Origin of the sequence: Rhizobium sp. R693, assembly GCF_002211315.1 — a bacterium.
Classification (GTDB): Bacteria; Pseudomonadota; Alphaproteobacteria; order Rhizobiales; family Rhizobiaceae; genus Rhizobium.
Window position 1 is genome coordinate 84,906 of record NZ_LOKY01000046.1, and the last position, 19,861, is coordinate 104,766.

At 59.3% G+C, this 19,861-nt stretch carries 16 protein-coding genes; 9 read left to right on the top strand and 7 right to left on the bottom strand.

The genetic code is table 11. The annotated features are described in order from the left end of the window. Positions 1-19: 19 nt before the first annotated feature. Positions 20-1,285: an ABC transporter substrate-binding protein gene (locus tag ATY79_RS25080; RefSeq protein WP_088705214.1), complete on the bottom strand. Its 1,266-nt coding sequence runs from the start codon at positions 1,283-1,285 to the stop codon at positions 20-22. 445 nt (positions 1,286-1,730) lie between these two features. On the opposite strand from ATY79_RS25080, the gene ATY79_RS25085 reads away from it, so the two are divergent. Beyond that, positions 1,731-3,143 carry a nodulation protein NfeD gene (locus ATY79_RS25085; protein ID WP_088705215.1) on the top strand — a complete coding sequence of 471 codons (1,413 nt, stop codon included), beginning with the start codon at positions 1,731-1,733 and terminating at the stop codon, positions 3,141-3,143. Between the two features lie 28 nt (positions 3,144-3,171). Beyond that, the gene (locus ATY79_RS25090) at positions 3,172-3,933 is read left to right on the top strand and encodes a slipin family protein (RefSeq protein ID WP_088705216.1); all 762 of its coding nucleotides are present in this window, start codon (positions 3,172-3,174) and stop codon (positions 3,931-3,933) included. Between the two features lie 77 nt (positions 3,934-4,010). Here the strand turns inward: ATY79_RS25090 and ATY79_RS25095 are convergent, their stop codons facing one another. The 4 genes from ATY79_RS25095 to paaG all read right to left on the bottom strand — a co-directional run bounded on the left by ATY79_RS25095 (position 4,011) and on the right by paaG (position 7,300). Next, a complete protein-coding gene (locus ATY79_RS25095) occupies positions 4,011-4,607 on the bottom strand; it encodes a TetR/AcrR family transcriptional regulator (RefSeq protein WP_088705217.1) in 597 nt (198 codons plus the stop codon). Between the two features lie 108 nt (positions 4,608-4,715). Then, positions 4,716-6,026: a phenylacetate--CoA ligase PaaK gene (gene paaK / locus ATY79_RS25100; protein WP_088705218.1), complete on the bottom strand. Its 1,311-nt coding sequence runs from the start codon at positions 6,024-6,026 to the stop codon at positions 4,716-4,718. Positions 6,027-6,059: 33 nt separating this feature from the next. After that, the gene (paaI, locus tag ATY79_RS25105; RefSeq protein ID WP_088705219.1) at positions 6,060-6,509 is read right to left on the bottom strand and encodes a hydroxyphenylacetyl-CoA thioesterase PaaI; all 450 of its coding nucleotides are present in this window, start codon (positions 6,507-6,509) and stop codon (positions 6,060-6,062) included. Next, on the bottom strand, positions 6,506-7,300 hold the full coding sequence (gene paaG, locus ATY79_RS25110) for a 2-(1,2-epoxy-1,2-dihydrophenyl)acetyl-CoA isomerase PaaG (protein ID WP_088705220.1): 795 nt from the start codon (positions 7,298-7,300) through the stop codon (positions 6,506-6,508). The genes paaI and paaG overlap by 4 nt, the downstream gene beginning before the upstream one ends. A 101-nt stretch (positions 7,301-7,401) precedes the next feature. On the opposite strand from paaG, the gene paaN reads away from it, so the two are divergent. Together paaN and ATY79_RS25120 are read left to right on the top strand one after the other, a co-directional pair. After that, complete coding sequence (gene paaN / locus ATY79_RS25115) at positions 7,402-9,075, top strand: phenylacetic acid degradation protein PaaN (RefSeq protein WP_088705221.1); 1,674 nt, start codon at positions 7,402-7,404, stop codon at positions 9,073-9,075. Between the two features lie 64 nt (positions 9,076-9,139). Then, a complete protein-coding gene (locus tag ATY79_RS25120) occupies positions 9,140-11,197 on the top strand; it encodes a 3-hydroxyacyl-CoA dehydrogenase NAD-binding domain-containing protein (protein ID WP_088705222.1) in 2,058 nt (685 codons plus the stop codon). A 235-nt stretch (positions 11,198-11,432) separates the two neighbouring features. Here ATY79_RS25120 and ATY79_RS25125 read toward each other — a convergent pair whose 3' ends face one another. Continuing rightward, positions 11,433-15,071: a hydantoinase B/oxoprolinase family protein gene (locus tag ATY79_RS25125; RefSeq protein ID WP_088705223.1), complete on the bottom strand. Its 3,639-nt coding sequence runs from the start codon at positions 15,069-15,071 to the stop codon at positions 11,433-11,435. Positions 15,072-15,223: 152 nt separating this feature from the next. On the opposite strand from ATY79_RS25125, the gene ATY79_RS25130 reads away from it, so the two are divergent. The 5 genes from ATY79_RS25130 (at position 15,224) to ATY79_RS25155 (ending at position 18,891) form a co-directional block, all read left to right on the top strand. Further along, complete coding sequence (locus ATY79_RS25130; protein ID WP_245312442.1) at positions 15,224-15,682, top strand: winged helix DNA-binding protein; 459 nt, start codon at positions 15,224-15,226, stop codon at positions 15,680-15,682. Between the two features lie 664 nt (positions 15,683-16,346). Next, positions 16,347-16,859 (top strand): copper chaperone PCu(A)C, encoded by a 513-nt coding sequence (locus ATY79_RS25140; protein ID WP_088705225.1) that lies wholly within the window; start codon positions 16,347-16,349, stop codon positions 16,857-16,859. A 67-nt stretch (positions 16,860-16,926) separates the two neighbouring features. After that, the gene (copC, locus tag ATY79_RS25145) at positions 16,927-17,295 is read left to right on the top strand and encodes a copper homeostasis periplasmic binding protein CopC (RefSeq protein ID WP_088705226.1); all 369 of its coding nucleotides are present in this window, start codon (positions 16,927-16,929) and stop codon (positions 17,293-17,295) included. After that, positions 17,292-18,170, top strand: coding sequence for a copper homeostasis membrane protein CopD (gene copD / locus ATY79_RS25150; RefSeq protein ID WP_088705227.1), 879 nt, complete (start codon positions 17,292-17,294; stop codon positions 18,168-18,170). The genes copC and copD overlap by 4 nt, the downstream gene beginning before the upstream one ends. A gap of 118 nt (positions 18,171-18,288) precedes the next feature. Continuing rightward, entirely contained in the window at positions 18,289-18,891 is a 603-nt protein-coding gene (locus ATY79_RS25155; RefSeq protein WP_088705228.1) for a HupE/UreJ family protein, read from the top strand. A gap of 185 nt (positions 18,892-19,076) precedes the next feature. Here the strand turns inward: ATY79_RS25155 and ATY79_RS25160 are convergent, their stop codons facing one another. After that, positions 19,077-19,487, bottom strand: coding sequence for a response regulator (locus ATY79_RS25160; protein WP_088705229.1), 411 nt, complete (start codon positions 19,485-19,487; stop codon positions 19,077-19,079). Positions 19,488-19,861: the final 374 nt, after the last annotated feature.

Genomic DNA, 19,861 nt, shown 5'->3' on the forward strand with positions numbered 1-19,861 from the left:
CGATGGGAAAACCGGCGTGCTATTTGCCGATACCGGTAATCTTCTCGATGGCCACCTGCGCATTGGCAAGCGCCTTGTCCGCGTCTTCACTGCCAGCAACTGCCTTGGAAAGCTCGATGCCAAGTGCGTTCTCGATCTCGGGCCACTTCGGATGGCGCGGCCGTGGGGTCGAAAAGTCAATCGCCTGCATCAGCGTCGGGTAGTGTCGGAACTGCGCCTGCGAGGTGAGTTCGGGGTCCGTGAAAACCGAGAAGCGGACCGGCGGATTGCCGCGCGTGGCGGAAATCTTGATCTGTTCCGGTGACGTCGCCCAGATCATGAAGTCGAAGGCCTCCTGCTTGTTCTTGGACGCCGACATGATGCCCATGGTCCAATGGCCTATCTCCGATGACCCGGCGTGCGTGCCTGCCGGCATCGGCGCATAGGAGATCTTGCCGACCACCTGGCTCTGGCTCGGGTCCTCAAACGTCGCGACCCAATTCGGCCAGTTGATCGACGAGGCAGCGATGCCCGACGTCATTGAGCGACCGACGTCCTCGGGGGCAAAACTCTCAACACCCTTCGGCGAGATGCCCTTCAGCTGCATGAACATCGTCATCGCGTCTTTGGCCTCCTTGGTGTCAAGCGTCACCTTGGTGCGGTCGGCGTTGAAAAGGTTGCCGCCGTAGGACCACAGAAGCGGCATGAAATCGGCGACCACGTTGTTACCCTGTCCACCGCGGAACACGTAGCCATAGAAGCGGCCTTTGCCTGCGTCGGTGATCACCTTGGCCGCCTTGTAGACATCGTCCCACGTCGCGGGTGCGCCCGAAACGCCAGCCTGGGCGAACCTGGCACCATCATAGAAGAACATCTGCGCATTGCCGACATAGGGGATACAGACAAACGGACCGGTGTTGTATGGGTTGCGGCAGACCGCCAGCGACTTTGCAAGGAAGTCGTTGTCGGGGCCCGGGACCCCAAGCTTGGCGAAATAGGGGCTCAGATCCTCGAGATGACCATTTTCGGCAAAGAATGGAATCCACGGGTCGTCCATCAGTACGATGTCGAAAGCGCCCGATTTTGTCTGGCCGGCATTCGCCGCCTTCTCGAAGACATTGGCATAGGGCGCCTGGACGATTTCAACCTTCGAGCCTTTCAATTTCGAGTAGTCCCCGGCAGCGGCGGTAAGGCCGTTGCCTTCGCTGCCCGACGGCACCAGGACCGTGATGTCGGCCCACGCGACGCCATTGATCGCCAGCGCGGACGTCGCAATAGCCAAGGTGAGAAACAATCTGCGGAGCATTGTACACCTCCCATTCCGAGATGTTATCCCGAGGACTCTTTATCGGGGGGCTTCACCCTTTCCGACACAGCGGAAACGCGACCTCGAAACCCAAGCAAACCACTCTGCGAAAAGTCGAAACGTCGCTCGGCATCTCATCCTCGAGCGAGTTGCAAATTTTACCACATCAGAGGCTTTATTTAGAGTGTTTGCATCAGCTTTTTTTGGATTTTTCCCGGTCGTCACCGCAGTTCCAGGATCGGCTTTCCGACGTCCGACGCTGTCTGATGAAGGAATAGCGGCAACATCAGACACTGTGCTCAAGAGACCATCTGTGACTTGAGGCGTCGCTCTCGCAAGCTGAGCGGACCGCACGAGCGAAAGTTCACTTTGCGTTCGTATTCTTGTGGCGCACGCCTGCGACGCTTTTCTTTCTCTTTGTGATTTCTGCCATATATTAGAAATCATGAGCGTTCCGCAGGTGGTAGCGCTGAGTTTGAAGCGTTGGCGGTGGCTGCCGCCAATCCTGGTCTTGTTGTTCTCGCTGCTCTCAGCTCTTGGCATCTTGACACTATCGGCGGCGGCGCAATCCAATCGCGTAGCGGTCGTTCTCAAGGTAAACGGCGCCATCGGGCCTGCAACAGCAGATTATGTGACGCGGGGCCTTCAGCGTGCCGGTGCACATGGAGCGGGCCTGATTATCCTTGAGATCGACACACCCGGTGGCCTTGACACCTCCATGCGGAACATCATTCGCGCGATCCTTGCCTCGCCCGTGCCTGTCGCCTGCTTCGTCGCACCGAGCGGTGCACGCGCTGCCAGCGCCGGCACCTATATTGTCTACGCATGCCACATTGCGGCGATGGCGCCAGGCACCAACCTGGGAGCGGCGACACCGATCGCGCTCGGCGTAAACCCTTTTGGCGGCGATACGAAACCCGAAAAGGAACCGGGCAAGCAAGATGACAAGCAAGCCGAGGCTCCAGGCAGCGCCAGCGACAAAAAAATCATTAACGACGCGGTGGCCTATATTCGCGGGCTTGCGGAACTGCGCAATCGCAACGCCGACTGGGCAGAGCGGGCCGTGCGGGAAGGCGCAAGCCTATCATCAACTGCTGCCGTGCGTGAACATGTCATTGATTTCACGGCAGTTGATGTCAACGATTTACTTGCGCAGACACAGGCGCGCGTGGTGCGGGTCGGTCAGACGGACATCCCGCTCGCTACGACCGGTTTAGCCGTGCAGGAATTCGAACCGGACTGGCGCACACGCCTGCTTTCGGTGATTACCGATCCGAACATTGCAATCATCCTGATGATGGTCGGCATCTATGGTCTGATCTTCGAATTTCTTGCGCCTGGGACGATGCTTCCCGGCACGATCGGCGGCATCTGCCTCCTTCTTGGTCTCTATGCCTTGGCATTGCTCCCGGTGAGTTTTGCCGGCATTGGGCTTATTGTCCTCGGCGTAGGATTGACGGTGGCAGAGATACATTCGCCAAGCTTCGGCGCCCTGGGCATTGGCGGCGGGGTCGCCGTGATCCTGGGCGCAACCATTCTGTTTGATACGGATATGCCAGGCCTTCAGGTTTCGCGCCCCGTATTGGGCGCCATCGCTCTTTCATGCCTCACCTTCAGCCTTCTCGTTGCTCGCCTCGCATTTACCTCCCGGTGGCGCAACGTCGCGACTGGCGCTGAGCAGATGATCGGTATTTCGGGCGAGGTCGAGAGTTGGGCTGGAGCCGCGGGTTACGTCATCGCGCATGGTGAGCGCTGGAAGGCGATTTCCACCGATGCGCTTGCCACCGGGGACGCTGTCAGCGTGATAGCCCGCAAGGGGCTGACGCTCGAGGTCGAGAGGCGCCCCAACGAGACCTAGCGGCCTTTAGAAAGCAGGAGAAGACGTTATGGCCATGTTTGCAGATCTTGCCTTTTATCTTGTGGCGATCCTTATCTTGCTCGTCATCATTGCATCCGCAGTCAAGATCCTGCGGGAATACGAACGCGGCGTTGTTTTCACGCTTGGCCGCTTCACCGGCGTCAAGGGACCCGGCTTGATACTTCTCGTCCCCTACGTCCAGCAAATGATACGGGTCGACTTGCGCACGCGCGTACTCGACGTCCCCAGCCAGGACGTTATCTCTCATGACAATGTCTCGGTCCGCGTCAGCGCCGTGATCTACTTCAGGGTCATCGATCCCGAGAAGTCGACGATACAGGTCGAGGACTTCATGATGGCGACGAGCCAGCTTGCGCAGACGACGTTGCGCTCGGTGCTCGGCAAGCACGACCTCGACGAGATGCTGGCAGAACGTGACAGGCTCAACCTGGACATTCAGGAAATCCTTGACGCTCAAACGGATGCCTGGGGCATCAAGGTCGCCACAGTCGAGATCAAGCATGTCGACATCAACGAATCGATGATCCGCGCCATTGCCCGCCAAGCGGAAGCCGAACGCGAGCGCCGCGCCAAGGTAATCAATGCCGAGGGTGAGCAGCAGGCAGCTGCAAAGCTGCTTGAAGCGGCCGAAATACTCGCCAAACAGCCAGAGGCCATGCAACTTCGTTACTTAAGCACCTTAAACGTCATTGCCAGCGAGAAGAGCTCAACGATCTTGTTTCCCTTTCCGATGGAGCTCGGCAATCTCATGTCCGCCAAACCGAAATAGCCAATCGTTTAGGTTCGACCCGTTCGTGATTCTGCCGGATAGCGCCCCTCGGCACCAAGTGTGATAACGCCATGCGCTCAGCGCACCGCCTTGACACCCTCGAGGATCAGGGTGGTGGCGATGTCGGCATATTCGTCTCGGCTGACCGGACCGCCGGGACGAAACCACATATAGACCCAGTTCATCATGCCGAAGAGCGACATGGTCACTGGCATCAGCAGCGGCTTGTTCGCATTGAGATCCGGGTTGATCTCGATGATGGCATTGGAGAAGCGCTTGACGATCCGGCGTTCGATGGCCCGCAGCTCGTCGAGCTGTTCGGGGGAAAGCGCGCTGGTGCCGTTCAGTTGCACCTTGTGCTCATTGTCGGCGCCACGATAGTTTTCCAGCACCTGGCGAACGAGGACCCGCAATCGCTCCTGAGGAGAGATTGTGGGTTTATCTGCTGCAGCAACGGCAGCTTCCAGTTCCTCGAGATGGTTGCGAATGATATCGAAGATCAGCGCATCCTTGCTCGGATAATAATGGTAAAGCAGGGCTTTGGAAACGTTGCTGCGCGAGGCGATATGAGCCATGGAGGCTTTCTCCATCCCCATCTCGGCAAAGACGGCAGCGGCGCTGCTAAGGAGGCTGCGTTGTTTCTCTTCAAAGTCGATCGCGCGCGTTCGTGCCATGTGATCCTGTGTTCCTGTTCTTCCTCCGCGCCCTCCACGCGACGAGCTCGTGACGGCTCTTGAATCCGTGCTTCCCGGAATGATCGCCATGCCGGGAAGCGATCGCTTTTATTCCTTTGGTCGGTTGTCGACGACCCGTTTTGCCTTGCCCTCGGACCGAGCGACTCCACCCGGGTCGCGAATCTCGATCTTTGTGGTAACACCAACGACACTCTTGATGTAGTGGGCAAGGGATTTTGCCGAGGAAGCGCGGGCAATTTCGTCGGCGGCCTCAGGCGTACATTCGACATGGACGGTCATCTGGTCCATGCGGCCGGACCGGCTGAGCTCGATCTGGAAATGCGGGGCGAGCCCCTGACACTTCAGGATCTGCTCTTCGATCTGCGTTGGGAAGACGTTGACGCCGCGAAGGATCATCATGTCGTCGCAGCGGCCGGTGATCTTTTCGATGCGCCTCATGGAGCGCGCCGTGCCAGGCAGCAGGCGCGTCAGATCGCGGGTCCGGTAACGGATGATCGGCAGGCCTTCCTTGGTCAGTGTGGTAAAGACCAGTTCGCCCATTTCGCCATCGGGAAGAACCGCACCCGTCGCCGGATCGATGATCTCCGGATAAAAGTGGTCTTCCCAGATGTGCAGTCCGTCCTTGGTCTCGACGCACTCACTGGCAACGCCTGGGCCCATCACTTCCGAGAGGCCATAGATATCGACCGCATGCATGTCGAACGACTGCTCGATTTCCTGGCGCATCGCATTTGTCCAAGGCTCGGCGCCGAAGATACCGACCGCCAGCGAGCTTTCGCGCGGATCGATCCCCTGCCTGCGGAACTCGTCGAGGATCGAGAGCATGTAGGAGGGGGTCACCATGATGATGCGCGGCCTGAAATCCTCAATCAAAGTGACCTGCCGCTCCGTCATGCCACCCGACATCGGCACGACAGTACAGCCAAGCCGCTCGGCGCCGTAATGAGCGCCAAGGCCACCGGTAAAGAGCCCATAGCCATAGGCAACATGCACCATATCGCCAGGACGGCCGCCGGCGGCCCGGATCGAGCGCGCCACCATATCGGCCCAGGTGTCGATATCCTTTTGGGTGTAACCGACGACGGTCGGCTTGCCTGTCGTGCCCGAAGACCCATGAATGCGAACCAGTTTTTCCCGCGGCACGGCAAACATGCCGAATGGATAGGTGTCACGAAGATCCTTCTTCGTCGTGAAGGGGAATTTCGCCAGATCGGCCAGCGACTTCAAATCCGAGGGACGGACGCCTGCCTCGTCAAATCGCGCACGGTAGAAGGACGAGTTCTCGTAGGCATGGCTCAGCGACCATTTCATCCGCTCAAGCTGAAGCGCAGCGATCTCGTCGCGCGAGGCAGTCTCGATTGCGTCGAGATCGCCGGGGCGGGGTGATAGGTCTTCCATGTCTGTCTCCTCCGAGATGAGCGGCCGGCGGCTTCACGCCTTTTCCGGCAAAAGGGTGCCCTTGACGGTGCGCGAGTGGCCGCGAAATTCGGCTATGTTCTCGCCGTTCTGATTGGTCACGTTGATGTCGTAAATGCCGCCACGGCCGCGCCGCGAAACCTCACGCGCACAAGCTGTCAACCGGTCGCCGGCAAGGGCCGGCGCGATATAGGTAACCGAGCAGTGCTGCCCGACCGTCCGCTGGTTGTAGGTGTTGCAGGCAAAGGCGAAGGCGGAATCGGCCAGCGTAAAGATATAGCCGCCATGGCAAATTCCGTGGCCGTTGGTCATCTCCGGCTTGATGACCATGGAGATCACAGCCATCCCGGGCGCCACGCGTTCCATGACCATGCCGAGATGACGGGTGGCGTTATCCTCGCGCCACATGGCATCCGCGCAAGCATCGGCAAGCTCCTGCGCCGTCGCGACGATCCTGTCGGTCATTGTCCCTTGTACTCCGGCTTGCGCTTTTCCAGGAACGCGGCCACGCCCTCGGCGTAGTCCGCGCTGCGTCCGGCCTCGCGCTGCAGGTCGCGTTCGAGCTCGAGCTGCTCATCCAGCGAATTCTTTGCCGCGGCCTGAATGGCACGCTTGGTCATGCCGAGGCCGAGTGTCGGTCCAGCCGCGAGTTTCGTCGCAAGAGCCTCGGCCTCGGCAAGAAGTGCCGCATCGTCGACCGCCTTCCAGATCATGCCCCAGCTCGCCGCCGTTTCCGCGTCCAGAGGTTCAGCTGTTAGTGCCAGCGCCTTGGCGCGCGCTTCACCAAGCAGCCTGGGCAGGCTCCAGGTGCCGCCGGAATCCGGCACCAGACCGATCTTGGCAAAGGCCTGAATGAAACGCGCCGAGCGGGCGGCCAATGTGATGTCGCAAGCAAGCGCGATATTGGCGCCGGCACCTGCGGCAACGCCGTTCACGGCACAGATGACCGGCTTTTCCAGCGTCCTGATCAGACGGATCAGCGGGTTGTAGAAAAGCTCGATCGTGCGTCCAAGGTCCGGTGCCGCCCCACCCTTGCGCGGATCGCGATCGCCAAGATCCTGCCCTGCGCAGAAGCCGCGACCGGCACCGGTCAGAAGCACAGCCCGCACGGACGCATCCTGATGCGCGCGTTCGAAGCCTGCCCGCAGCGCCAGATGCATCCCCTCGTTGAACGCATTGAGCTTGTCGGGCCGGTTGAGCGTCAGCGTAAGGACGCCATCGGCAAACGCCGATAGGACGGTGTCGGATTCGGACATGTTTCCTCCAGTTCCGCCAGGATCGGGCGGCTCATGAAAAAACTCTTGCATAAACCGACCGGCCGGTCAATTATAAATCCACAGCATGAGAGGAACATGTGATGGATGCCCTTTTCGACCGCCACCAGCCGACACTTGCCGCAGCTTTGCAGGCGACGCAAGACCGCGGCTACTGGTCGGCCTATCCTGAAACCCCAAGCGGCAAGATTTATGGCGAAGCCGCTAAGGACGATGGCCTCGCATCCTACAATGCTCGGCTCGGCAAGCCTTTTGCTTTGTCGGGTCATCCTGAGACGGCGCAGATCGGCGCGGAGGTTTCGCCATTCGGCCCGCCGCTCTGCATCACCTATCCGGCTACCGATGTCGAAACCCTGATTGCCGCCTCGCAGGCTGCGGCACCCGCATGGGCGGATACCTCGGTTAAGACACGCGTCGGTATCTGCCTTGAAGTTCTGGCCCGCCTTAATCGCATCAGCTTCGAAATCGCCAATGCCGTGATGCACACGACGGGACAGGCTTTTGCCATGGCTTTTCAGGCTGGCGGACCGCATGCTCAGGACCGTGGCCTTGAGGCCGTTGCCTATGCCTTTTCGGAAATGACCCGCACGCCGACGCAGGCCATCTGGACCAAACCACAGGGAAAAGCCGAGCCGATCGTTCTCGAAAAGCACTGGCGGATCGTGCCGCGCGGCGTGTCGCTGGTGATCGGCTGCCAGACTTTTCCGACATGGAACAGCTATCCCGGCCTGTTTGCCAGCCTGGCAACGGGCAATACGGTCATCGTCAAACCACATCCGGGCGCGATCCTGCCGCTGGCGATCACCGTTTCGGTTATCCGGCAGGTGCTTGCCGAAGAGCGATTTGACGCCAATATCGCGCTTCTTGCAGCCGATGCGCCGGGGGCCGAAATCACCCGCGATCTCGTTGAGAACGATGCGGTGTCGATCATTGATTACACGGGCTCGAACAGCTTCGGCGATTGGGTGCGCCGACATGCTGGAAAAGCTCAGGTCTACACGGAAGAGGCGGGCGTCAATTCGATCGTCGTCGCTGCCACCGACGATTTCACAGGCATGTGCGCCAACATCGCCTTCTCGCTCTCGCTCTACAGCGGCCAGATGTGCACCGCGCCGCAGAACATCTACGTCCCCAGGAACGGCATCGAGACGAACGACGGTCACAAGAGCTTTGACGAGGTTTTGGTGGGCATGGTTGCGGCGATCGACAAGTTGCTTGTCGATACGGCGCGCGCCGCCGGCATCTGCGGCGCGATCGCCAATCCGGCAACCATGGCCCGGATCGAGGCCGCTCGTGGCCTCGGAAGGATCGTTCGCGATTCTGCCTCGATCAACGCAGGAGATCAGCACACGGCAACGCCCCTGATCCTTGCGGTCGATGCCGACAGGACGGATGTGCACGAGGAAGAGCGGTTCGGCCCGATCGCCTTTATCGTCGGCGTTGCGGATGCCACCGATGGCATCGAAAAGGCGGCAAGCCTTGCCCGTCGCAAGGGTGCCATCACGGCGGCGCTCTACGACACCGACGAAGGCCGAATCGATACTGCCGTGGACGCCTTTGCCAAAGCCGGCGTCAACCTTTCGATCAATCTGACCGGCGGCATCTTTGTCAACCAGAGTGCTGCGTTTAGCGATTTTCACGTCACCGGCGCCAACCCGGCAGGCAATGCCAGCCTGACCGATACCGCCTTCGTGGCGAACCGATTCCGCACCGTCATGTGGCGCCGCCCAAAGGCGGCTGGCCGGATTACAATGTAGGGGCCAGCGCAGGACCTGATCGCCGACTAAGGCATTCGCGTAGCTTACCTGGGGAGATGACATCATGACCGTCACCATCGAACGCAACAGCGACATTGCCGTCATCGCCATTGACAACCCGCCCGTCAACGCTCTGTCGCATGCGGTGCGGCAGGATCTGTGGAATGCTGCCGAGACGCTGGATACCGATCCCTCGGTGCGAGCAGTGGTGCTGATCTGCGAGGGCAGAACGTTCATTGCCGGTGCTGATGTCAACGAATTCGGCAAGCCGCCGATGCCCCCTCACCTTCCTGATCTCGTCGCTCGTATCGAAACAGCGACAAAACCATGGATAGCTGCAATTCATGGCAGTGCGCTCGGTGGCGGGCTCGAGGTGGCGCTCGGCTGCCGTTTTCGCGTAGCCGTGCCATCGGCAAGCGTCGGTCTACCCGAAGTCCTGCTCGGCATCGTTCCGGGTGCTGGGGGTAGCGTGCGCCTGCCGCGGCTGATTGGACCGGCGCTCGCAACGGAGATGGTCACAACAGGCACATCGGTGGCAGCGCCGAAGGCCAGATCACAGGGGTTGATCGACGCCGTCGTTGAGGGTGATCTGGAAAAGGGCGCGATCGATTTTGCGCGCGCGGCTGCGGATCAATCGCTTCCACTTCCACTGCGCCAACGAAGCGTGCCAGTCGTTGACCCAAGCTTCTGGGAAACAACCTCAAAAGCTGTCGCCAGCCGCGCCAAGCGCGAAGATGCGCCGCTTCGTGCTCTTGCCTGCGTGCGCAAGGCGGCAGAGGCCGATTTTGACACCGCCATGGCCTTCGAGCGCCAGACGTTTCTCGAACTGCGCGGCTCGCCCCAGGCTGCCGCCCTGCGCCATGTTTTCTTCGCAGAGCGCAGCGCGCCACGTCCCCCAGAGCTTGCTGGTATTGAACCGCGCCCGATCCGTTCTGCCGCGGTCATCGGCGGCGGCACCATGGGAGCAGGGATTGCCGCGGCCCTTCGCGATGCGGGTCTGCCCGTCACGCTCGTAGAACGCGACGAAGTGGCGGTCGAGCGGGGGCTATCTAACCTACGCTCGATTTTTGAAAGCTCCGTCAAGCGCGGCAGAATCACGTTTGAAACGGCGGCTGAACGTCTCTCCGGTATCATCGGTACGACCGACTACGGGCTCCTTGCTCGGACCGACATCGTCATCGAAGCGGTGTTTGAAGATCTCGACGTGAAGCGTGAGGTCTTCGGCAAGCTTTCGACAGCCTGCCATTGCGATGCCGTGCTCGCAACGAACACCTCCTACCTCGATCCCGAGCAGATAGCGGCCGGCATCAAGCACCCCGAGCGCTTTGTCGGGCTGCATTTCTTCAGCCCGGCACACGTCATGAAGCTGCTGGAGATCGTGCCGACAGCTCAAACCACTCCCGCAACACTTGCGACGGGTTTCGCGCTCGCCCGCATGCTGAAGAAGATCCCGGTGCGAGCCGGCATCTGCAATGGCTTTATCGGGAACAGGATCCTGAAAGTCACCCGCGCCCAGGCCGAGCGCCTGTTGCTATCAGGCGCGACACCACAGGCGGTCGATACGGCCATGCGTGCCTTTGGCCTTCCGATGGGCCCATTCGAGGCGCAGGACCTCGGCGGCCTTGACATTGCCGCTTTCCAACGCAGGGCGGCGCGCGCCCGCGGCGAGACCCCCTTCGCGCCGATCGCGGACCGGCTTTGCACGCTGGAACGCTTCGGGCAGAAAAGCGGCGGCGGCTGGTACGACTACGCGAAAGGCGAGCGCACTCCTCAGCCCTCGGAAATCGTCGCCAGCATTATTGCCGAGGAAGCCCGGGAAACGTCGCAGCAAGAGTGGGATGAAGCCCGCATCATCGACTGCATCGCCTTACCGATGGTCAACGAGGCCGCGAAGATCCTGCACGAAAAGGTCGCGCTAAGAGCTGGGGACATCGACCTCGTGGAAATCCATGGATATGGCTTCCCGCGCTGGCGTGGTGGTCTCATGCATTACGCTGAAGAGCGCGGACTTGCTGGCGTTGTTGCCGCACTTGAAACATTGGCCGCCGAAGACCTCGCCGAACCGCCGTCTGATCTGCTGCGCCGGAGCGCAGAAGGTGGTCGATTCGTGTCCAGGGACTAATTTAATGCCCAGCGCGTTGATATGCTTTCCTTAGCGCAATATCCCCGTTTGCATTGAAGCCCTTTCTTGATAGCGACAGGATGCAGCAGGCAAGTTCCGTTGAGAAGTGCACCTCTTGCAACGAAGCACAAGCTTTCCGGCTGACCGCCTTTAAGATGTATGAGCCCGGCCGGTTTTCAGACGGCTGGTGAACTATTGCCATGAAGGCAAGGACACGCTTGAGTCCGTTGGCCTATCATGGCAACAACGTGCCGAAGCCACCGGCGGTCGGCGTCGTAACGGTTACGGCTTCGCCCGCTTCCAAGACTGTCTGATCGCTCGCCCTCAATGTATCAACACGACCATCCAGACGTCGAACCGTCGTGGATCCGGCTTCCCCGTCGTGACCACCATTGCAGCCCTTGGGCGGCCGGTTGCGGTGGGACGACAGGATTGCGCATTCCATCCGTTCGAGAAAACGGATCGTCCGTTTTGTGCCGTCGCCAGCGTTCCAGTTTCCCCTGCCCCCAGAGCCTTCCCGAATATGAAAGTCTTCGAGCAGGACCGGAAAGCGAAGCTCAAGTACTTCGGGATCCGTTAGCCGGGAATTGGTCATGTGGGTATGAACGCCGGACGTCCCGGCAAAGGCTCGACCGCTGTTCATATGGCCCGCCGGCGATCCAGAGCAGATCGTTTCGTAATATTGATAGAGATCATTGCCGAAGGTCAGATTGTTCATTGTCCCCTGGGCGTTGGCCATCGCTCCCATCGCCCCGAAAAGCGCGTTCGTAACGTGCTGCGAGGTCTCCACGTTGCCGGCCACGACAGCGGCGGGATAAGCGGGCTTCAACATGCAGCCGTCCGGAATGACGATCCTGATCGGCCTGAGGCAGCCGGCGTTCATCGGGATATTATCCTCGACCATCACGCGAAAAGCGTAAAGCACAGCAGCTCGTGTTACGGGTTCCGGAGCATTGAAATTATTCTTCTCAACTTTCGATGTGCCGGTGAAATCGACCGTCGCCTCGCGCTTATCTCGGTCGATCGTAATCCTCACCTTGATAGTCTGGCCGCTGTCGGTCGGATAGCTGTATTCAGAAGCATCAGGAAGGCGTTCGAGGACGCGGCGCACACTCTCTGCCGCATTATCCTGGACATGGCCCATATATGCCTCAACGACGGAAAGCCCGAAATGAGCGACCATCTTGCGCAGTTCTGCCACACCCTTCTCGTTCGAGGCGATCTGCGCCTTGATATCACCGATGTTCTGTTGCGGATTGCGGGCAGGATAGGGATGTCTGGTCAAGAGATCGTGTAACTGCCTCTCGCGAAACTCACCGCGATCGACGAGCTTGAAGTTGTCGAAGAGAATTCCCTCCTCGTCGACCGTCGTCGCAAGTGGCGTCATGGACCCAGGCGCGGTTCCCCCGATATCGGCATGATGACCGCGAGACGCGACATAAAACAATATGTCGTGCCCTATATCATCGAAGACAGGCGTCACAACGGTAATGTCGGGCAAGTGCGTGCCACCATTGTAAGGTGCGTTCAATGCGAAAACGTCGCCGGGTCGAATAGTGCCTTGGTTCAAGTGGATGATGGCTTCCACCGATCGGTCCATTGACCCAAGATGCACCGGCATGTGTGGAGCATTGGCAACCAAAGCCCCGGTACGATCAAAAACTGCACAGGAAAAATCGAGACGCTCCTTTATGTTAACGGAGTAGGCGGTGTTTTGGAGCGTCACGCCCATCTGCTCTGCAATTGACATGAAAAGATTGTTGAAGACCTCCAGCATGATTGGATCCGCCTCCGTTCCCAACGCTGCGGGATTTCGCTTCTTCTCGGTCCTGCGCAGCAACACATGGTCTTTGGCGGTGATCGCCGCTTGCCAGCCTGGCTCCACGACAATCGTCTGATTGGCTTCAATGATCAGCGCTGGGCCGGCAATCATAGCTCCTGGCGCCTGATTGGCGCGCCGGAAGACGCCCGCATCCTGCCATGAGCCATCGACGAAGATACGACGGCTCTCGTCTGCAACTACAAGCCTGCGATCCATCACTTGGTCGCTTTCCTCATGCGTGGCGCTGCTTCCATCCGTGCCTTCAACACCCACAGAATCGACGATGATTGTCTTTCCATCATAGATGAATCCGAATTGCGCCTTATGCGCGCGTTCGAAATTGCTTCTTGCGCCATCGATGGATCCATCTTCGAAATTCACCGGCAGCGTCGTATCCGTTCCGTCATAGCGGATGTGCAAAACAGGCCTGAAATCGATTGCATCTCTCGCGATCCCTTGGGCCGCGAGGTCCCCAGCGACTTCACTGCTCAGCGAAGCGATCAGTTCATCAATCGCCGGCTTGGCCTGATCGGATACGGGCTTCAGCAGCGCCTGCTGGCGGGAGGCAAAGACCGATGACAGACCCATGCCATAAGCCGACAATAACCCCGAGTATGGATGGATGAGGACGGCCGACATGCCAAGCGCATCGGCAACGAGGCAGGCATGTTGGCCACCGGCACCGCCGAAACAATTCAGCAAGTAGCCGGTGACGTCATAGCCACGCTGCACGGAGATCTTCTTGATTGCATTGGCCATGTTCTCGACGGCGATCCTGATGAAGCCTGCAGCCACGCTTTCAGGGGTATGTCCGCCGCCGGCCTCGGCGGCAAGTGTCTGAAATTTCTCGTGGACGACAGCGGCGTCGAGCGGCTGATCCTGGTTCGGACCAAAAATTGGCGGAAATAGATCCGGCTGCAGCTTGCCTAACATGACATTTGCGTCGGTCACCGCCAATCCGCCGCCCCGGCGATAGCAGGCCGGCCCCGGATTGGCGCCAGCAGAGTCCGGGCCGACGCGAAAGCGACCGGCGTCGAAGTGGAGGATCGAGCCGCCGCCGGCTGCAACCGTGTGGATCCGCATCATCGGCGCGCGCACCCGCACGCCCGCAACTTCGGTGTCAAACGCGCGCTCGTATTCGCCATCGTAGTGGGCTACGTCAGTTGACGTGCCGCCCATATCGAAACCGATTACTTTGTGGAAACCGGCAAGTTTTGCGGTTTCCACCATGCCGACCACGCCGCCCGCTGGACCAGACAAAAGCGCGTCTTTGCCCTGAAACAGGTCAGCAGCAGTCAATCCGCCGGATGACATCATGAACTTCAGTCGCGGCGCACGGTCCGTGGATTTGTCGATGCCGAGCTCCGCAGCGACCTGCTGTACGTAGCGCGATAGAATCGGAGAGAGGTACGCATCAACAACCGTCGTATCTCCCCGTCCCACGAGTTTGATCAAAGGCGAAACTTGATGGCTGACGGAGACCTGCCGAAATCCAATTGACCTGCAAAGTTCGGCAACCGCATCCTCGTGTTGCGGATACGTCCAGGAATGCATGAAGACGATGGCCACGGCATCGATACCGTCGGATTTGGCCGCCTCGATCTTATCCTTCACTGCCAAAAGGTCGAGCTGGACTTCGATCGAGCCGTCCGCGCGAACGCGTTCATCCACTTCGATAACACGTTCATAGAGCTGCTCCGGAAGAACGATCTCCTTCGCGAAAATATCCGGCCGCGCCTGATAGGCGATACGCAGAGCGTCCCGAAAGCCCTTGGTGATGAGAAGCAGGACCCTGTCACCTTTACGTTCGAGAAGCGCGTTGGTGGCTACCGTCGTCCCCATGCGGACATCGCCTATCAGCCGGAACGAGATGGCTTCTCCATCTGGGACACCGAGAAGGTCACGGATACCTTGGATGGCGGCGTCGCGATAAGCTTCGGGATTTTCCGACAGAAGCTTGCGTGGGTGGAGGCTGCCGTCAGGAGCGCGCCCGATCACATCCGTAAAGGTACCGCCACGATCGATCCAGAAATCCCAAGCACCATCCGTCATTTGCCGCCCACCCTTGGTAGCCCTTCCTAAAAAGCTTCAATTGCTGTAATTTGCCGATAAAATATCGACAAATTGTGAGTGACGCAAATATGAAAAGTGGCGAGCATTCCATCGGGCCGGTCGTGTCGGCGTCTCACCTCGCAGAAGGCGCGATGCCGGCGCTATCAGAGATGGAATTTGCATTGACGGTTGCTGGCAATGCATTTCAGCGATGGATCATCCGATGCATGGCGGCAGCAGGCGCGCCTGGCCTTCAGCCCACAGACGTGCTCATCCTGCATGCTGCCAATCATCGCAGCCGCGAAAAAACCCTCGCTGACATCGCTGTCATGTTCAACATCGAGGACACGCATATCGTGACCTATGCAGTGAAGAAGCTGCAATCACTTGGCCTGGTCGAAAGCGGCAGACGCGGCAAGGAAAAGACGATACGGGTTACCAGCGAGGGCGAGAAGGTCTGCCGTCACTATCATGAGGTGCGCGAAGCTCTTCTGGTCTCCGGAATGAAGTCGCTGGCAATTGATGAAGAGGCTATGAGCCAGTTTGCGGCCCTTATGCGGCTTCTATCCGGTCAATACGACCAGGCTGCGCGAGGCGCGGTCAGTCTGTAGCCAATAAGATGGGTGGCGCGGCAATTGCCGCATTGAGGTTTGCAAGAATCTGCCGTAGAGCTTCTTGCCAACTGGAGGAGCAAAGGCTGAGGTCGGTCGTGAATCCGAGATTTACAGGGTGGTTCGTGCGGGTCATCTGCGCGATAGCACTTCTGTCGCTGGGCTTCTCCCATCAAGTCCCAGGCGTCGCGCGTGGCGCATTAGCTTCCGCAGAGTTGACCGAGTACGTTCTGCCGGATGGCACATTGCCTGTCATCTGCACTGACGGCAGCAAGCGCACTGTCGACCACCATGGAAAAGTGCATGGCCATGGCTGTGAGGCATGCCGCATTGCTGCCTCGACGCTCCTGCCGTTGCCCGATTTGGCCGACGTCGTAAGGCTTCGGATCGACACCGACGTCACTCTACCCTCGATGAGGGAGGCGAGGAACGAGGAGCCGTTTCCGCCCAACAGAGGGCCGAGAGCTCCACCACAGATCCCGGTTTTCGGGTAGACCTGAGCCGCGGTCGACACCGTGACATCAGTCCATTGCCAATCGTCATTCGCCGGTGCGCCGGTCGACCGCGTGGCGGATCCCGTCGTTTCGTTTTCATTCACACAGGCCGTCAAAGAGGTTGGCATGATCCGCTCACCCACGCGACGGCCAAAACCGAGAATAGCCTCATGAAAAACCTTAGAACCTTCATCGCGAGCCTCCTGTTTGCCGGTCTTTTTGTTACATTTGCCGCGGCCAATGACATCAAGGTCGGCGACATCGACATCGGCCACCCACACGCGCGGGCCATGGTGCCAGGCGCTAAGGTCGGCGGCGGCTACCTGAAGCTGACCAACACGGGTTCTGTCGACGACAAGCTGGTCAGCATCACGTCGGATCGGGCCGCGACAACCGAAGTCCATCAGATGAGCGTCAATAATGGCGTGATGACCATGCGCCCCGTTGCCGGCGGGCTCGTCATTCCAGCCGGTCAGACCGTCGAGCTGAAACCTGGCGGCTTCCACGTCATGTTCATGGGCGTGAAAAAGCCCTTCAAGGAGGGCGAGATGATCAAGGCAACCCTGACATTCGAAAAGGCGGGCTCCGTCGATATAGAGTTTGATGTGGAAAGCGCCGGTGGCGCCGGCTCCAAGGATCACCACTCCGACATGGGCGGGATGGATATGTCCAAACCGCAGTAGATGCCGCGACCAGCAGGCTGGCGCGCACTATCGCATCGGAACCATGACAAAAATATGAGATAGGAACATGTCCCTACGTTCACGCTTTACCGCTCTGTCCGCCCTTGCACTCGTCGGCTTTGCCGGGCAGGCTTTCGCACACGCTCATCTTACTGAGAGCGTGCCTGCCGATAAGGCAACGGTCGCAACCTCCCCAGACGAACTCGATCTGCACTTTTCCGAAGGGCTCGATGTCAAGTTCTCCGGCGTGAAAATCATCGGGCCGGACAAGGCTTTGGTGAAGACAGGTGATGCTATGCTGACGGATGAAGGCCAGACCCTGACGGTTCCCCTTCCGGTAAAGCTCGCCCCCGGCGCTTACAAAGTGCAATGGCACGTCCTGTCGACGGACGGTCATAAGAGCACGGGTGCTTACGACTTCACGGTCAATCCGTGACCCCAGACGCTGCGCTCATCCTGTGCCGCTTCCTGAGCTACGGCTCAGCCGTGTTTCTGTGGGGCGCATCAGCCTATATCTGCTGGATTGCGCCTGCAGACCTGGCGGCACGGGTGAGCCTGCGGCTCCGCCATTGCTATGCCCTCGCAACGCTTCTGATCATCGGTGCGACCGTATCACTACTCCCGGTGCAAACGGCAATGATCGGCGAGGGCTGGACCGACGCGTTTGCACCACAAATGCTGCTCTCCGTCCTTACAGGAACCAGTGTGGGGCAGGCCTGGATTGCCCAAGCTGGTGCCACCAGTCTCCTCATCGCATCGTACCTGACAACAGGCCGGTTTAGATATCGCGCCAGCGCGGTCGGCGCCGGATTACTCCTCATCAGCCTGGCGATCGCCGGCCATGCGGCGATGAACAGCGGCTGGTTACGCGTGATACACCACGTCAACGATGGCCTTCATCTCCTGTCAGGAGGCGCCTGGCTCGGGGCTTTGGCGCCTATCGTCGTCACCTTGCCGATGCTGACAGACGTGCGATGGCAGAACGATGCACGAACCGCGCTCATGCGGTTTTCCACTGTGGGCCATTTCGCGGTGACACTCGTCATCACAACCGGCGTCATCAATACGGCCCTGATCGTCGGATCCGCTCCGCTGGATTGGCAGCTCGAGTATCAGTTTCTGCTCAGCATCAAGATCCTGATCGTGTTCGTTTTGGTCGCGCTTGCGATAGGCAATCGCTACGTTCTTGTTCCGAGGCTTGCCCGCAACCCGTCATTGCAGCCGCTCATGTGGGCGACTGGCACCGAAATCGTGCTGGGGTTCGCCGTCCTTGGCCTGGTTTCTGTGTTCGGCGTGCTGCAGCCAACTTGAACCGACTCGACGTTTGGAACGTGACCTACGTCAAATGACGGTGTCGCCGCTTTTTTTCTTTATCCTCTTGATCCGGCGTGCCATTTTCGATGCCGACCGCACAAAGTAGGAGCCGCCCATGTTCTCAAAACTCTCAAAATTTAACGCCGCCCTCGCGGCTTGCGTCCTTGCTCCGTCACTCGCCTTCGCCCACACCAGCATTGTACAAACGGTTGGTTTCGTTCACGGTTTCACTCACCCTGTCTCAGGGCTCGATCACGTCCTCGCGATGGTTCTTGTCGGCGTTCTCGCCTGGCAGCTTGGCGGCCGTGCGCTCTGGCTCGTTCCGACGACTTTTGTCTTGGTGATGGCTGTCGGCGGCGCGCTGGGTATGGTGGGAATTTCGTTACCCTTTGTCGAAGCCGGTATCGCTTTCTCCGTCATCATTCTCGGAGCCATTGTCGCGCTCGGTATCCGTGCTCCCGTTGCCATCGCCGCAGGGAGCGTCGGCCTCTTTGCAATCTTCCATGGACACACGCACGGCTCCGAAATGCCTGAAGCGGCCGGCGGCATTGCCTATGCGGCGGGCTTCATGCTGGCGACGGCGGCGCTGCACATTGCCGGCATTGCGCTCGGTTATCTGACCGGCAAGGCGAGCGACCAGCATGGCGCAATTGTCATGCGCTCGGCCGGCGGCATTGCTGCACTGGCTGGCGTGGGCCTCCTCACCGGCTTAATCTAGTCTTCTGGCTGCCGGTCAAGCACCGGGCGCCGGCCCTCAGCGACCGGACGAAGAAGGTGAATCCAGGCTATTCCTGCATCGGGTGGCTCAAAGGACTGGCGGAGCTTACAGGCGTGATTGCCGCGCGGGATCAGTTGGACGTTCAGGCGGCGTAAGCGCCGCGCCACCGCATCGAGCGATCACAACTACCGCCCCGCTGCGGAGCGCGCCGCGAGTGCATGCCTGAGCGAACGCTGTACGATCGAGGGCGTTGTCGGCTTGCTGACAACGCCCATCGCCCCTTGAACTCGTCCGACGACCGCCTCCGGGTTGCCGGTCATGAAAACCACCGTTACACCGAATTCCTCAACGAGACGCCGCCCGATTTCGGGGCCCGTCGCCCCGTCAGCAAGGTTGACATCGACAAACGCGATATCGGCCATGGGGGCAAGCGTCAACGCTTGCTCCTTGTCGGTTGCAAAACCGATCACGTCGAGCCCCATCTCCTTGACAGTCGATTCAAGGTCAATGGCAATGAGGAACTCGTCCTCAACGATCAAGACGCGTTGACTGGCAACCCCGTTTGTCCGTGGTTTGCTTTCGACATCGCTGCCCATAAATCGTCCCTTGTTCTACTCTTTTCACAACACTGATTACACTCAACTGCATGTTGACCGAGGGATAACGGCGTTTGGGTCGATATGTTCCGGGTTGGAGCAAAATAGCTCGGGGGCAAATCACTGTTAACATTGACAAATCGTTAATGGCAAAGCGCACTTCACGTAAGATCCCAGCTGATCTTGCCGGAATATCAACCGGTTGCCTTGAAGGCGAGAACGGATTTTCTGCGAAAATTGCGCAGAAATACCAACCTCAGGCTCTCTATTTTCGGCGGTTTTTGACAGCAATGCGAGGACAGGGGGCCGGGCAGACCGGCTTTTTCAGGGAAAGCCGGTGGCCATGTCGAGGTCTCCCGGATTGATCATGGTAA

Bases quoted from the DNA above. Each gene is read 5' to 3' on its own strand.
- ATY79_RS25080 (WP_088705214.1), bottom strand. From the start codon at position 1,285: ATGCTCCGCAGATTGTTTCTCACCTTGGCTATTGCGACGTCCGCGCTG.
- ATY79_RS25085 (WP_088705215.1), top strand. From the start codon at position 1,731: ATGAGCGTTCCGCAGGTGGTAGCGCTGAGTTTGAAGCGTTGGCGGTGG.
- ATY79_RS25090 (WP_088705216.1), top strand. From the start codon at position 3,172: ATGGCCATGTTTGCAGATCTTGCCTTTTATCTTGTGGCGATCCTTATC.
- ATY79_RS25095 (WP_088705217.1), bottom strand. From the start codon at position 4,607: ATGGCACGAACGCGCGCGATCGACTTTGAAGAGAAACAACGCAGCCTC.
- paaK (WP_088705218.1), bottom strand. From the start codon at position 6,026: ATGGAAGACCTATCACCCCGCCCCGGCGATCTCGACGCAATCGAGACT.
- paaI (WP_088705219.1), bottom strand. From the start codon at position 6,509: ATGACCGACAGGATCGTCGCGACGGCGCAGGAGCTTGCCGATGCTTGC.
- paaG (WP_088705220.1), bottom strand. From the start codon at position 7,300: ATGTCCGAATCCGACACCGTCCTATCGGCGTTTGCCGATGGCGTCCTT.
- paaN (WP_088705221.1), top strand. From the start codon at position 7,402: ATGGATGCCCTTTTCGACCGCCACCAGCCGACACTTGCCGCAGCTTTG.
- ATY79_RS25120 (WP_088705222.1), top strand. From the start codon at position 9,140: ATGACCGTCACCATCGAACGCAACAGCGACATTGCCGTCATCGCCATT.
- ATY79_RS25125 (WP_088705223.1), bottom strand. From the start codon at position 15,071: ATGACGGATGGTGCTTGGGATTTCTGGATCGATCGTGGCGGTACCTTT.
- ATY79_RS25130 (WP_245312442.1), top strand. From the start codon at position 15,224: ATGCCGGCGCTATCAGAGATGGAATTTGCATTGACGGTTGCTGGCAAT.
- ATY79_RS25140 (WP_088705225.1), top strand. From the start codon at position 16,347: ATGAAAAACCTTAGAACCTTCATCGCGAGCCTCCTGTTTGCCGGTCTT.
- copC (WP_088705226.1), top strand. From the start codon at position 16,927: ATGTCCCTACGTTCACGCTTTACCGCTCTGTCCGCCCTTGCACTCGTC.
- ATY79_RS25155 (WP_088705228.1), top strand. From the start codon at position 18,289: ATGTTCTCAAAACTCTCAAAATTTAACGCCGCCCTCGCGGCTTGCGTC.
- ATY79_RS25160 (WP_088705229.1), bottom strand. From the start codon at position 19,487: ATGGGCAGCGATGTCGAAAGCAAACCACGGACAAACGGGGTTGCCAGT.